The sequence below is a fragment of the Streptomyces sp. 5K101 genome, assembly GCF_046506645.1.
GTDB lineage: Bacteria > Actinomycetota > Actinomycetes > Streptomycetales > Streptomycetaceae > Streptomyces.
In genome coordinates, this window is sequence record NZ_JBKFFO010000030.1 from 32,198 (window position 1) to 45,693 (window position 13,496).

The 13,496-nt window shown below is 70.5% G+C and carries 10 protein-coding genes and 1 pseudogene; 8 read left to right on the plus strand and 3 right to left on the minus strand.

Annotated elements, in window-relative coordinates; translation table 11 throughout:
• The first annotated feature begins 2 nt into the window (after window positions 1–2).
• The 6 genes from benA to ACLB9X_RS31955 all read left to right on the plus strand — a co-directional run bounded on the left by benA (window position 3) and on the right by ACLB9X_RS31955 (window position 8,022).
• Window positions 3–1,349, plus strand: coding sequence for a benzoate 1,2-dioxygenase large subunit (benA, locus tag ACLB9X_RS31930; protein WP_410363918.1), 1,347 nt, complete (start codon window positions 3–5; stop codon window positions 1,347–1,349).
• Window positions 1,346–1,852 carry a benzoate 1,2-dioxygenase small subunit gene (benB, locus tag ACLB9X_RS31935; protein WP_410363919.1) on the plus strand — a complete coding sequence of 169 codons (507 nt, stop codon included), beginning with the start codon at window positions 1,346–1,348 and terminating at the stop codon, window positions 1,850–1,852. Before benA ends, benB begins: the two co-directional genes overlap by 4 nt.
• Before the next feature lies 1 nt (window position 1,853).
• Window positions 1,854–2,897: a benzoate 1,2-dioxygenase electron transfer component BenC gene (gene benC / locus ACLB9X_RS31940; protein ID WP_410363920.1), complete on the plus strand. Its 1,044-nt coding sequence runs from the start codon at window positions 1,854–1,856 to the stop codon at window positions 2,895–2,897.
• A complete protein-coding gene (gene benD, locus ACLB9X_RS31945; protein WP_410363921.1) occupies window positions 2,894–3,679 on the plus strand; it encodes a benzoate diol dehydrogenase BenD in 786 nt (261 codons plus the stop codon). The genes benC and benD overlap by 4 nt, the downstream gene beginning before the upstream one ends.
• Window positions 3,680–3,821: 142 nt before the next feature.
• Window positions 3,822–5,192, plus strand: coding sequence for an MFS transporter (locus ACLB9X_RS31950; protein ID WP_410363922.1), 1,371 nt, complete (start codon window positions 3,822–3,824; stop codon window positions 5,190–5,192).
• Window positions 5,185–8,022: a helix-turn-helix transcriptional regulator gene (locus tag ACLB9X_RS31955; RefSeq protein ID WP_410363923.1), complete on the plus strand. Its 2,838-nt coding sequence runs from the start codon at window positions 5,185–5,187 to the stop codon at window positions 8,020–8,022. The genes ACLB9X_RS31950 and ACLB9X_RS31955 overlap by 8 nt, the downstream gene beginning before the upstream one ends.
• Before the next feature lie 353 nt (window positions 8,023–8,375).
• On the opposite strand, the gene ACLB9X_RS31960 is transcribed toward ACLB9X_RS31955, so the two are convergent.
• Both ACLB9X_RS31960 and ACLB9X_RS31965 read right to left on the minus strand, forming a co-directional pair.
• Window positions 8,376–9,704 (minus strand): class I SAM-dependent RNA methyltransferase, encoded by a 1,329-nt coding sequence (locus ACLB9X_RS31960; protein ID WP_410363924.1) that lies wholly within the window; start codon window positions 9,702–9,704, stop codon window positions 8,376–8,378.
• Between the two features lie 70 nt (window positions 9,705–9,774).
• A complete protein-coding gene (locus ACLB9X_RS31965) occupies window positions 9,775–11,823 on the minus strand; it encodes an APC family permease (protein ID WP_410363925.1) in 2,049 nt (682 codons plus the stop codon).
• Between the two features lie 184 nt (window positions 11,824–12,007).
• Between ACLB9X_RS31965 and ACLB9X_RS31970 the strand changes: the two genes are divergently transcribed.
• Window positions 12,008–12,676, plus strand: coding sequence for a potassium channel family protein (locus ACLB9X_RS31970; protein WP_410363926.1), 669 nt, complete (start codon window positions 12,008–12,010; stop codon window positions 12,674–12,676).
• Window positions 12,676–13,344 carry a potassium channel family protein gene (locus ACLB9X_RS31975; protein WP_410363927.1) on the plus strand — a complete coding sequence of 223 codons (669 nt, stop codon included), beginning with the start codon at window positions 12,676–12,678 and terminating at the stop codon, window positions 13,342–13,344. Before ACLB9X_RS31970 ends, ACLB9X_RS31975 begins: the two co-directional genes overlap by 1 nt.
• A 24-nt stretch (window positions 13,345–13,368) precedes the next feature.
• Here the strand turns inward: ACLB9X_RS31975 and ACLB9X_RS31980 are convergent.
• A pseudogene (locus ACLB9X_RS31980) lies at window positions 13,369–13,496 on the minus strand (DUF3159 domain-containing protein); the annotation flags it as partial.

Genomic DNA, 13,496 nt, shown 5'->3' on the forward strand with positions numbered 1-13,496 from the left:
TCATGGCCGAGGACTTCAGCCGGGCGCGGACCATCCTCGAAGACGCCCTCGTGGAAGACCCCGACAACGGTGTGTACCGGGTACGGCGGAACGTCTTCACCGACGAGGAACTCTTCGAACTGGAGATGAAGCACATCTTCGAGGGGAACTGGGTCTATCTCGCCCACGAGAGCCAGATCCCGGAGGTCGGCGACTACTTCACGACGTACATCGGCCGGCAGCCCGTCGTCATCTCGCGCGACAAGCAGGGCGAGCTGCACTGCCTGATCAACGCGTGCAGCCACCGCGGCGCGATGCTGTGCCGCAGGAAGACCGACAACCGCACCACCTTCACCTGCCCGTTCCACGGCTGGACGTTCAGCAACAGCGGCAAGCTGCTGAAGGTGAAGGACCCGCGCGATGCCGGCTACCCGGAGCAGTTCAACACCGACGGCTCCCACGATTTGAAGAAGGTCGCCCGCTTCGAGAGCTACCGCGGCTTCCTCTTCGGCAGCCTCAACCCGGACGTCAAGCCGCTCCGCGAACACCTCGGCGACGCCGCGGTCGTGATCGACATGGTCGTCGACCAGTCCCCGGAGGGCCTGGAGGTGCTGCGCGGCTCCTCCACGTACCACTACGACGGCAACTGGAAGCTGCAGGCCGAGAACGGCGCCGACGGCTACCACGTCTCCGCGACCCACTGGAACTACGCCGCCACCCAGGCCCGCCGCACCTCGGGCGAGTCGAAGAACGACACGAAGACGATGGACGCGGGCGGCTGGTCCAAGCAGAAGGGCGGGTTCTACTCCTTCGACCACGGCCATCTGCTGCTGTGGACGAAGTGGCTCGACCCGACGAACCGGCCGCTGTATGGGAAGCGGGACGAGCTGGCCGAGCAGTTCGGGGCGGAAAAGGCCGACTGGATGATCGGCGTGTCCCGGAATCTGTGCCTGTACCCGAACGTCTACCTGATGGACCAGTTCTCCTCGCAGATACGGCACTTCCGGCCCATCTCCGTCGACAAGACCGAGGTCACGATCTACTGCATCGCCCCGAAGGGCGAGCCGGCCGAGGACCGTGCCCGGCGCATCCGCCAGTACGAGGACTTTTTCAACGCCACCGGCATGGCCACCCCGGACGACCTGGAGGAGTTCCGTTCCTGCCAGAAGACCTATCTGGCCGAGTCCATGCCGTGGAACGACCTCAGCCGGGGTGCCGTGCACCAGATCGACGGCCCGGACGAGGACGCCAAGAAGATCGGCATCAACCCGATCGCCAGCGGTGTGCGCACGGAGGACGAGGGGCTCTACCCCATCCAGCACGGCTACTGGCTCAACACCCTGCGCGAGGCCCTGGAGGTGGCCAAGTGACCACGGCAGTCGAAGAGATCACCCTTGAGGGGATCCGCCAGTTCCTCTACCGCGAGGCCCGGTACCTCGACGACCGCGAGTTCGAGAAGTGGCTGGAGTGCTACCACCCGGACGCCGAGTTCTGGATGCCGGCCTGGGCGGACGACGACGAACTCACCCGCGACCCGCAGACCGAGATCTCGCTCGTCTACTACCCGAACCGGGCCGGCCTCGAGGACCGCGTCTTCCGCATCCGCACCGACCGCTCCAGCGCGACGAGCCTGCCGGAGCCGCGCACCGGCCACAACATCACCAACGTCGAGATCACCGGCCGCGACGGCCACCTGGTCGATGTGCGGTTCAACTGGTTCACGCTCTACTACCGCTACCAGACGACCGACACGTACTTCGGCACCTCCTTCTACCGGCTCGACGTCTCCGGCCCGAAGCCGCTGATCCTCAGCAAGAAGGTCGTCCTGAAGAACGACTACGTTCACCACGTGGTCGACATCTACCACGTCTGAAATGAGTTCCCCCATGTCCTTCCAGGTCGCCCTGAACTTCGAGGACGGCATCACCCGCTTCATCGAGTGCCGCCCCGACGAGACCGTCGCCGAGGCCTCCTACAAGGCCCGTATCAACATCCCCCTCGACTGCCGCGACGGCGCCTGCGGGACCTGCAAGTCGCTGTGCGAGTCCGGCAGTTACGATGGCGGCGACTACATCGAGGAGGCGCTGTCCGACGACGAGGCCGCGGCCGGCTACTGCCTGCCCTGCCAGATGACCCCGCAGAGCGACCTCGTGCTGCGCATCCCGTCCTCTTCCCTCGCCGCGAAGACCCGAGCCGCAACCCACACCGCCACGGTCGCCGACATCAAGCATCACTCCGCCACCACCGTCGAGTTCACCCTCGACGTCGACGACCGGGATGCGCTGGACTTCCTGCCCGGCCAGTACGTCAACATCGCCGTGCCGGGCACCGATCAGGCCCGCTCGTACTCCTTCAGCTCCGGCCCGAACCAGCGGCAGGTCTCCTTCCTGGTGCGGACGGTGCCGGGCGGGGCGATGTCCGGGTACCTCACCGAGCGCGCCCGGGTCGGCGACCGCCTGGAGTGCACCGGCCCGATGGGCAGCTTCTACCTGCGCGAACTCACCCGCCCCAGCCTGCTGTTGGCCGGCGGTACCGGTCTGGCGCCGCTGCTGTCGATGCTGGAGCGGATGACCCAGCAGCCGCCCGCCCATCCGGTCCACCTGCTCTACGGCGTCACCACCGACCAGGACCTCGTCCACCTGGACACCCTGGAGGACTACGCGGAGGTCGTCCCCGGCCTCACCTTCGACCACTGCGTCGCCGACCCGTCCAGCACGGCCCGCAACAAGGGCTTCGTGACCGGACTGATGGACGCCGGCACCCTCCACGGGGGCGACGTGGACGTCTACCTGTGCGGCCCGCCCGCCATGGTCGAGGCCGTACGCGCGCACATCACGGCCCTCGGCGTGACCCCGGCGAACTTCCACTACGAGAAGTTCACCCCGGCCGCCGTACGACAGACGCTGGAGGCGGCGTGAGCGCGACCGCCGTCCACGCGGACCGGTTCGCCGGGAAGAAGGTGGTGGTCACCGGCGCGGCCCAGGGCATCGGCCTGGCGGTCGCCCGCCGCCTGGCCGCCGAGTCGGCCGAACTGACCCTCGTCGACCGGTCCGAGTTGGTGCACGAGGTCGCCGCGGGACTCGGCGCGCACTCGGTCACCGCCGACCTGGAGACGTACGCGGGGGCGGAGGCGGCCGTGGCGTCCGCCTTGGAGCACCACGGCCGGATCGACGTCCTGGTCAACAACGTGGGCGGCGCGATCAACTTCAAGCCGTTCACCGAGTTCACCGCCGAGGAGATCCAGGCGGAGATCACCCGCTCCCTGCTCACCACCCTGTGGTCCTGCCGCGCGGTGCTGCCGTCGATGACGCGGCAGGAGCACGGGGTGATCGTCAACGTGTCCTCGTGCGCGACCCGCGGCATCCACCGCATCCCGTACTCGGCGGCCAAGGGCGGCATCAACGCCCTCACCGCGTCGCTCGCCTTCGAGTGCGCCGACGCCGGGATCCGCGTGGTCGCGACGGCACCGGGCGGCACGGAAGCCCCCCCGCGCAGGATCTCCCGGGGCACACCGACGCCGAGGACGGCCCAGGAGAAGGACTGGTTCCAGGCCCACATCGACCAGACGCTCGCCTCCTCCCTGCTCAAGCGGTACGGCACGCTCGACGAGCAGGCCGCGGCGATCTGCTTCCTCGCCTCCGACGAGGCCTCCTACATCACCGGCACGGTGCTCCCCGTTGCCGGCGGCGACCTCGGCTGACCTTCACTCCCGTCCCCACACCTGCTGCCCCCCACCCCGTTGATGCAGATCATCTCCCCGCACGCCGCCGCCCGGCCTCCTCCCCTTTCACGGCCGGGCAGCGGAGATAGCCCTGTCCGCTCACACCAACCTGGGGTCCCCGATGAACACTCCGCAGCACAGAGCCCTCGACCCACGGCACCGCGCCACCCTGCGCTGGGTCGTCGCCATCACCGCCGTCACCCTCGTCTTCGACGGCTACGACCTCGTCGTCTACGGCACGGTCGTCCCCGTCCTGCTCCGCGACCCGAGCCAGATCGGCGCCCTCACCCCGGCCCAGGCCGGCGCGCTCGGCTCGTACGCGCTCATCGGCGTCATGGTCGGCGCCCTGATCGCGGGCGCCGTCGGCGACCACGTCGGACGGCGCCGCGTCATGCTGGCCGGTATCGCGTGGTTCTCGATCGCCATGGGGCTGGGCGCGTTCGCCACCGACATGACCGTCTTCGGCAGCCTGCGCTTCCTCACCGGCGTCGGGGTGGGCGCGCTCGTGGCGACCGCCGGCGCGCTGATCGCCGAGTTCGCCCCGCCCCACCGCCGCAACGTGTACAACGCGATCGTCTACAGCGGTGTCCCGGCCGGTGGTGTGCTCGCGGCCCTGCTGGCGCTGCTCGCCTCCGACGGCGACGGCTGGCGCCTGCTGTTCCTCTTCGGTGCCGCCCCCCTCGTCCTGCTCCTGCCGGTCACCGTGCTGCGGCTGCCCGAGTCGCCGAAGTGGCTGCTCGCCCGCGGAAACGTCGTACGAGCCCGTCAGGTCGCCGAGCGCACGGGCGTGCCCCTGCCCGAGACGGCACCGCGCGAGCCGGGGGAGAAGACCAAGGTGGGCTTCGCCGCACTCGCCACCCGCCGCTACGCCCCGGCCACCCTCCTCCTCGGACTGATGAGCTGCTCCGGCCTGCTGCTCACTTACGCCCTGAACACCTGGCTGCCCGAGATCATGGGGCAGAGCGGCTTCGGCAAGTCGTACGCCCTGCTCTTCCTGCTCACCCTGAACGGCGGTGCCATCGTCGGCGGTCTGATCGCCTCCCGGTCCGCCGACGGGCTCGGCCCGCGGCGGGTGATCGCCACGACGTTCGCCCTGGCCGCGGCCGCCCTGTGTCTGCTCCCGCTCGGGCTGTCGCTCGGCATCCTGCTGGCCCTGGTCGCGGTGGCCGGTGTGGGCACCATCGGCACCCAGGTCCTCATCTACGGCTTCGTCTCCACCTACTACGACACCGCGGCCCGCGCGGCGGGCGTCGCCTGGTGCGCCGGATTCGGCCGGCTGGGCGGCATCGGAGGCCCTCTCGTCGGCGGGGCGCTCATGGGCGCCGGGCTCTCCCCACGCGGCGCCTTCTACGTCTTCGCCGGCGTCGCCGTCCTCGGCACCCTGGTGACCTGCCTCGTCCCACGCCGGGCCGCCGAGCCGGCTTCCGCGGAGGCGGTCTCCGTCCCCGGGCCCCTGGCGGGCGGCGGTGCTAGCGTGCTGGCACATGAATGACCGCCCTGAGCTGCAGCGAAGCCTGATCGGGCGGGCCGGCGAGATCGCCGCGCTGACCCGCTCGTTCGGTTCCGCCTGCGCGGGGCATCCCGCCCTGGTGCTGGTCGAGGGACCGGCGGGGATCGGCAAGACGGCCCTGGTCGAGACGGTCCTGGAAGGCCGGCGTGTTCGCCCCGAGGGGCCCGCGCCCCGGGTGCTTCGCGTCACCGGGGTCGCGTGGGAGTCGGACCTGCCGCTCGGCGTGGCCGACCAACTCGTCCGCACCGGCGGCAACGGCCGCAGAAACGGCACCGGGAACGGCCAGGGCAACGGCGTCCTGCTGCCCGAGCCGGCTACCCCGGACGCCGTACTCGAAACCTCCCGGATCCTGCACCGCCAGTGGACGACCGCGCAGGCGACGGCACCCCTGGTCGTGGTCGTCGACGACGCCCACTGGGCCGACGCGGAGAGTCTGCGCGCCGTCCGGTCGGCGGTGCGCCGGATGTGCAACGAGCGGGTGCTGGTCCTCGTGGTCGCGCGGGACGAGCCGTACGAGCTGTACGACACACGCAGAGCGCACGAGGAGCTGCCACTGTCGGCGCTGCGCACCCTGGAGTTTCTCGACGGCTGCCGGGACACCGCCATACGTCCCGGGCCACTGACCGCCGAGGACGTCCGAACCCTCGCGCGCGAGGCCCACGGCCTCACCCTGGATCTGCCGGCGGCCCGCCACCTGTGCCGCCACACCCTGGGCAACCCCCGCCACATCACGCAGCTCCTGCGCGAACTGCCCCGCGAGACCTGGCACGATTGGCGGCCCGAACTGCCCGCGCCCGCCCGCTATGCCGCGGCCGTCCGCCACCGGCTCGACCGGTGCGGTGACGCCGCCCGCCATCTGGTGGAGGCGTGCTCCGTCCTCGGCGACGACGCCTCACTCGCCGAAGCCTCCGAACTGGCCGGCGTCGACGAGTCCCTGCCCGCGGTCGACGAAGCACGGGGCGCGGGCCTGCTCACCGCCACCATCGACCCCGGACGCACCCAGCTCTCCTTCACCCACCCTCTGGTCCGGGCCGCCGTCCTCACCGGTATCCCGCTCACCCGCCGCGCCGAGCTGCACCACCGCGCCGCCGAGGTCACCACGGACCGCGGCAGTCGGCTGGCGCACCGGGTGGCCGCCACCGGCACCGCGGACGACGCGCTCGCCGACGAACTCGACGCGTACGCCGCCGAACGCGCCTCGGCCGGCGAGTGGTCCGCCGTGGCCGACGCCCTGGTGCGGGCCGGCCGCCTGAGCACCGGACAAGCCACACGCGAGGACCGGCTGCTTCGTGCTGTCGACGCGATGATCGGTGCCGGCGACGTGCCACAGGCCACCGCGTTCGCCCCGGAACTGGAGAGCTTCCCCGCGGACATCCTGCGAGACGTGGTCCTCGGCTATCTGGCCATCATGCGCGGCCGTCCGGCCGAGGCCGACACCTTCCTGGCCCAGGCGTGGGAGCGCTGCGCCCCCGAGCGGCACGCCGACCTGATGGCCCGGATCTGCCAGCGGCGCGTCCTGCACGCGCTCGGCCACTTCGACGGACACGACCTCGTCGCCTGGGCCCACCGCGCCATCGAGCTGGCGGACCCGGACCACCCCTCGGCCGTCGAGTCGAAAGCCGTGCTCGGACTCGGCCTGGCCATGACGGGTCGGCTCGACGAGGCCCTGGTCGCCTACGAGGCGGCCGCTTCCAAGCTTCCCGGTGGTGCCCAGTCCCAGCGCTTCCAACTGGGCCGCGGCTGGGTGGACCTCGCCCACGACGCACCGGAAGCCGCCCGCCGAAGATTGGAGACGGCCGTACCGACCGGCTACCGGATGGGCTCCACCCGTATCTCCCTGTGGGCCCAAGGATGGTTGGCCCGCACCCAGTTCGCGCTCGGCGCCTGGCCGGAGGCCCTGGAGACCGTGCAACGGGCCTCCGTCCGGCTCGCCGAGGTGCGCATCGAGCTGGTGCGCCCGCTCGTGCACTGGACCGGCGCACAGCTCCACGCCCTGCGAGGCGAGTGGGAGGCGGCCGAGCACCATGTGGGCGAGGCCGTCGCCGCCCCGCACCACTACGAGGTCATGCTGATCCCGTCCTGCCTGGCCCGCGCCCAGGTCGCCGAGGCGCGCGGCGACTACGAACGCGTCGTGGAAGCCCTCTCACCGGTCGTCCACCTGCCGGAGCGGCGATCGATCGACGAACCCGGCTTCTGGCCCTGGCCCGACGTGTACGCCAACGCCCTGGTGATGACCGGCCGCCTCGACGAGGCCGACACCTTCCTCGCCCCGCACGCGGACCTGGCCGCCCGCCGCGCCCGCCGCTCCGCCATGGCCCGCCTCGGCCTGGCCCGCGGCCGGCTCACCGCCGCCCGGGGCGACATCGACACCGCCCGCAAGGACTTCGAGCAGGCCCTCGCCCACCTCGAACACCTGCCCCTCCCCTACGACCGCGCGCGGGTCAAGTTCGCCTACGGACAGACCCTGCGCCGTGCCGGCAAGCGCCGCGAGGCCGACACCGTCCTGAGGAACGCCCGCGACATCTACGCCGCACTGGGCGCCCGCGCCTATGTCGAGCGCTGCGACCGCGAACTCAAGGCCGGCGGCCTGCACACAGCCCGCCTCACCCCGGGCATGTCCCGCCTCACCCCGCAGGAACAGGCCGTGGCCCGCCTCGTAGCGGGCGGCGCGACCAACCAACAGGTTGCCGTGGAGCTGTTCATCTCCGTCAAGACCGTCCAGTACCACCTGACAAACATCTACTCCAAGCTCGGCATCCGCTCACGCAGCGAACTGGCGGCACGATTTCGGGAGACACCGACGCAGGACTGACGGCCGAGAGGTTCGCGTCCCTGTCCGTTGGACCGGCGTCGCCATAGCGGAACCCCCTGTGTGCGGTCGCAACGGCACACCAAGCCGCCTCTCAATGCGACGCAGGCGGATCGTGCGCTCTCCTCATCCGGCCGATGCCTCTGACAAACCGTCAAAATGAGCGTCGTCCGAGCGTCAAGACAACCTGACACCACACGAGCCTGGAACGAATGAGGCATATCCTCCGTCTCCGCACAACCCGCAAAACACCGGGTCAGCGGCGCTCACGAACACGGGTCGTGGTTCACGTCGTGCACTTCGGGAAACAGGTCGAGCACACCCGGCGCGCCTGAGGAACCAAGGAAAACCGCAGGTCAGAACCCCTTTGTAGCAGGCTCCAGAATAGCCACGCACTCCACGTGCGAGGTCATCGGAAACAGGTCGAACGCCCGCAGCGTGCGCGGCTTGTAGCCGCTGTCGCGGAAGTACGCCAGGTCCCGCGCCAGTGCCGCCGGGTCGCAGGCCACGTAGGCGATGCGGCGGGCGCCGAGGGACGCGAGGTGACGGACCGTCTGCTTGCCGGCGCCCGCGCGCGGCGGGTCCAGGACGATCAGGTCCACCTCGGTGATCCGGGTGCGCGGCAGGACCTGCTCCACCTTGCCCTGTTCGATGCGGACGCGGTCGAAGTCCTGGAGGTTGTGGCGGGCGTCCTCCACCGCGCGCTTGCCCGACTCGATGCCGAGCACCGCGCCCTTCTCGCCCACCCGGTCCGCGAGGGCCCCCGCGAACAGGCCCACGCCGCAGTACAGGTCGAGTGCCATGTCGCCCTTGCGGGGCAGCAGGCCCTGCATCACGGCCTTGACGAGGACGTCCGCCGCCTGCGGGTGCACCTGCCAGAAGCCGCCCATGCCGACGCGGTACGTGCGCTCGTCCGCGCGTTCACGGACGAAGGCGCGGCCGTGGACGCGGTGGACGGAGCCGTCGCGCTCCTCGACCCGGAGAACCGAGACCGGCCTGTCGAGTGCGACGAGCGGGAGCCGGCCGCCGGGGCGCGGGGTGAGGACGACCTGGCGGTCGTTCGATCCGGTCGCCGCGATCGCCTCGACCGCGGCCATCTGCGGCCACTCCCGCTTCTCGACGCCCAGTTCGCTGACACCCGGCGCCGCGATCATGCAGTGCTCGATGGGCTGGACGTCGTGCGAGCGGTGCTTGCGCAGCCCGGCCCGGCCCTCGGCGTCGATCGCATACTGCACGCGCGTGCGCCACGCGGGCACCTCGCCGGCCGGGACCTTGTCGCCGGGCGCCGGCATCACGGTGCCGTCCCAGCCGGCCTCCTCGGGCGTCAGGCCCGCGAGGCGCTTCAGCTGTTCGGCGATGACCTCGCCCTTGAGGCGCCGCTGCGCACCCGGCTTGGCGTGCTGCCAGTCGCAGCCGCCGCACTTGCCGGGCCCGGCGTAGGGGCAGGGTGCCTCGACGCGGTCCTTGGAGGCTGCCAGGACACGCACGGCGTCGGCGCGCAGGAAGCGGGAGTCCGCGGACCCCTCGGTGACGCGGGCGACGACCTTCTCGCCGGGGAGCGCGTGCCGGACGAACAGCACCCGGCCCTCGTCGCTGCGGGCGATGCAGTGGCCGCCGTGCGCCACGGGACCGACCTCGACCTCGTACTCCTCCCCGATCAGCGAAGAATCAGGTGCGTTCTGCATGACGAGGTGACTCCAGAGGTGAGACGGGGGCTGCCGGAGCGGCAGCCCACCAGTCTACGTGGCCCCTGGCTCAGCTCTTCTCGGCCGGCTGCTTGGAACGCTCGTCGACCGGACCGCGGCGCACCGAGCCCGGCGCGTTCCACTCCTGGCGCTTCCTGGCCCGCTTCTTCGCGAGCTCGGAGGACTGGAGCTGGTACGGCACGGAGGTCACCATCACGCCGGGCGTGAACAGCAGCCGGCCCTTGAGGCGCAGCGCGCTCTGGTTGTGCAGCAGGTGCTCGTACCAGTGGCCGACGACGTATTCGGGGATGATCACGCTGACCGCGTCCCGCGGGCTCTCGCTGCGGAGGCTCTTGACGTATTCGACGACCGGGCGGGTGACCTCGCGGTAGGGGGAGTCGAGGATCTTCAGCGGGACGTTGATGCCGCGCCGCTCCCACTCGGCCTGGAGCGCCTTGGTCTCGGCCGGGTCGACGTTGATGCTCAGCGCCTCCAGCTTGTCGGAGCGCATCAGCTTGGCGTACGCGACGGCGCGCAGCGTCGGGCGGTGGACCTTGGAGACCAGGACGATCGAGTGCACGCGGGAGGGGCGCACGGTGTCGTCGCTCGGCTCGTCGGGCGCGGCGATCTCGTCGGCGACCCGGTCGTAGTGCCTGCGGATCGCGCTCATCGTGCCGTAGAAGATCACCATGCCGAGCAGGGCGACCCAGGCGCCGTGCGTGAACTTGGTGGCGAGGACGACCACCAGCACCAGGCCGGTGAAGAAGGCGCCGAAGGTGTTGATCGCGCGGGAGCGGATCATGTGGCGGCGCCTGGCCTTGTTCCGCTCCGTCTTCAGGTGCCGGTTCCAGTGCCTGACCATGCCGGTCTGGCTGAGCGTGAAGGAGACGAAGACGCCGACGATGTAGAGCTGGATCAGCTTGGTGGAGTCGGCCCCGTAGACCCAGACGAGAAGGACGGCCGCGCCGGCCAGCAGCACGATGCCGTTGGAGAAAGCGAGCCGGTCGCCGCGGGTGTGCAGCTGGCGCGGCAGGTAGCGGTCCTGGGCGAGGATCGAGCCGAGGAGCGGGAAGCCGTTGTACGCGGTGTTCGCGGCCAGGAACAGCACGAGCGCGGTGGCGGCGGCGAGCAGCACGAAGAAGAACGTTCCGTCGCCGAAGACGGCGGCGGCGACCTGCGAGATCACCGGGTTCTGGACGTAGTCCGGGCCGACCGGCACACCGTTGCTGATCAGGTCCTGCGCCGGGTGCTCGGCCATCTTGACGTCGGTGGCCATGGCGAGGCCGATGATGCCGCAGAACATGGTGACGGCCAGGGTGCCCATGAGCAGCAGCGTGGTCGCGGCGTTCTTGCTCTTGGGCTTGCGGAAGGCGGGGACGCCGTTGCTGATGGCCTCCACACCGGTCAGCGCCGCGCAGCCGGAGGAGAAGGCGCGCAGCAGCAGGAAGAAGAGCGCGAAGCCGGCGAGGCCGCCGTGCTCGGGCTTGATCTCGAAGTCGGCGGTCGGCGCGCGCATGGTGTCGTCGAGAACGAGTCCCCTGAACGCGCCCCAGATGATCATGGTGAAGACGCCGAAGACGAAGACGTACGTCGGGATCGCGAAGAGCTTGCCCGACTCCTTCACGCCGCGCAGGTTCATCAGCGTCAGCAGCACGATGATGACGATGGCGCTGAGCACCTTGTGCTCGACGACGAACGGGATGGCCGAGCCGAGGTTCTCCACACCGGAGGAGATGGAGACCGCGACGGTCAGGACGTAGTCGACGAGCAGCGCGCTGGCGACGGTGAGGCCGGCCTTCGGGCCGAGGTTGGTGTTGGCGACCTCGTAGTCGCCGCCGCCGCTCGGGTAGGCGCGGACGTTCTGCCGGTAGGAGGCGACGACCGTGAACATCAGCACCACGACCGCCGCGGCGATCCACGGACTGAAGTGGTAGGCCGACAGGCCCGCAATGGACAGGACCAGCAGGACTTCGCCCGGCGCGTACGCCACAGAGGACAGCGGGTCGGAGGCGAAAACGGGGAGTGCAACGCGCTTGGGAAGGAGTGTCTGTCCCAGTCTGTCGCTGCGCAGCGCCCGGCCGATCAGGATCCGTTTGGGCACGTCGGTCAGTTTGGACACGGGGAGGATCGTAAACGTTCGAAATGAGTCGTGCCCACTTCCCACCCGGGCCTTAACGGAATCCTGTCTCCCCGTGACGTGCGGGGGCCGTGGGGCGACCGCACGTGTTTAGCTAGGGCCGCGGTCTGAGACCCTGGAGGGCCTTGACAGCGAGACAGGATCAGTGACAGCCGGAAGGACGGTCGTGCACATCGTCATCATGGGGTGCGGGCGAGTGGGAGCCGCCCTCGCGCAGACCCTGGAGCAGCAGGGGCACACGGTCGCCGTCGTCGACCAGGACCCCACGGCCTTCCGTCGCCTGGGATCGGGATTCGGCGGCCGCCGGGTCACCGGAGTCGGCTACGACCAGGACACCCTGCGTGAGGCGGGGATCGAGGAAGCGGGTGCGTTCGCCGCGGTCAGCAGCGGCGACAACTCGAACATCATCGCGGCCCGGGTGGCGCGGGAGATGTTCGGCATCGAGAACGTGGCCGCCCGGATCTACGACCCGCGCCGTGCGGAGGTGTACCAGCGCCTGGGCATTCCGACGGTCGCGACGGTCCGCTGGACCGCCGACCAGATGCTGCGGCGGCTGTTGCCGTCGGGCGCCGAGCCGCTGTGGCGCGACCCGAGCGGCGAGGTGCAGCTGGCGGAGGTGTACACGTCGCCGGCGTGGATCGGCCACAAGATCAGCAAGCTGCAGGAGGAGACGGGCGTGCGCGTCGCGTTCCTCACCCGGCTGGGCGAGGCGGTGCTGCCGACGTCGCAGACCGTTCTGCAGGAGGGCGACCTCGTGCACGTGATGATGCGTACGGACGAGATCGCGAAGGTCGAGGCGGCCTTCGCGGAGGGCCCCGAGGAAGGCGGTCACTGATGCGGGTGGCTATTGCGGGCGCCGGCGCGGTGGGACGGTCCATCGCGGGCGAGCTGCTGGAGAACGGCCATGAGGTCCTCCTGGTCGACAAGGCCCCGACCGCCATCTCGGTGGAGCGGGTGCCGCAGGCGGAGTGGCTGCTGGCCGACGCGTGCGAGATCACGTCGCTGGACGAGGCGGCGCTGCAGCGCTGCAACGTGGTCATCGCGGCGACGGGCGACGACAAGGTGAACCTGGTCGTGTCGCTGCTCGCGAAGACGGAGTACGGGGTGCCCCGGGTCGTGGCCCGGGTGAACAACCCCAAGAACGAGTGGCTCTTCAACGAGGCCTGGGGCGTGGACGTCGCCGTCTCCACCCCGCGGCTCATGTCGGCGCTGGTGGAGGAGGCGGTGAGCGTGGGCGACCTGGTGCGTCTGCTGCGCTTCAGCCACGGCGACGCGAACCTGGTCGAGCTGACGCTGCCGCCGGAGTCCGCGCTGGCGGGTACGCAGGTGGGCGACGTGGCGTGGCCGGAGGACACGTCCCTGGTCACGATCATCCGCGGCCCGCGGGTGCTCACGCCGAACACGGAGGAGACGCTGGAGGCGGGCGACGAACTGCTGTTCGTGGCGGCCCAGGCGCGCGAGGAGCAACTGGAGGACCTGCTCTCGGTCCGCCGCGAGTCCTGACGGCACGGCGGCGCCTTCGGCACAGCGGACGGCCACGAGCACCAGCGAGACCGCGAGCGCGGCGATCGCCGAGAGGTGCAGGTCCTTGTTGACCGTGTAGATCGTGACGAAGAGCAGGCCCGGCAGGACCGTCTCCACCATGCCGCGCACGC

Bases quoted from the DNA above. Each gene is read 5' to 3' on its own strand.
- benA (WP_410363918.1), top strand. From the start codon at position 3: ATGGCCGAGGACTTCAGCCGGGCGCGGACCATCCTCGAAGACGCCCTC.
- benC (WP_410363920.1), top strand. From the start codon at position 1,854: ATGAGTTCCCCCATGTCCTTCCAGGTCGCCCTGAACTTCGAGGACGGC.
- ACLB9X_RS31950 (WP_410363922.1), top strand. From the start codon at position 3,822: ATGAACACTCCGCAGCACAGAGCCCTCGACCCACGGCACCGCGCCACC.
- ACLB9X_RS31955 (WP_410363923.1), top strand. From the start codon at position 5,185: ATGAATGACCGCCCTGAGCTGCAGCGAAGCCTGATCGGGCGGGCCGGC.
- ACLB9X_RS31960 (WP_410363924.1), bottom strand. From the start codon at position 9,704: ATGCAGAACGCACCTGATTCTTCGCTGATCGGGGAGGAGTACGAGGTC.
- ACLB9X_RS31975 (WP_410363927.1), top strand. From the start codon at position 12,676: ATGCGGGTGGCTATTGCGGGCGCCGGCGCGGTGGGACGGTCCATCGCG.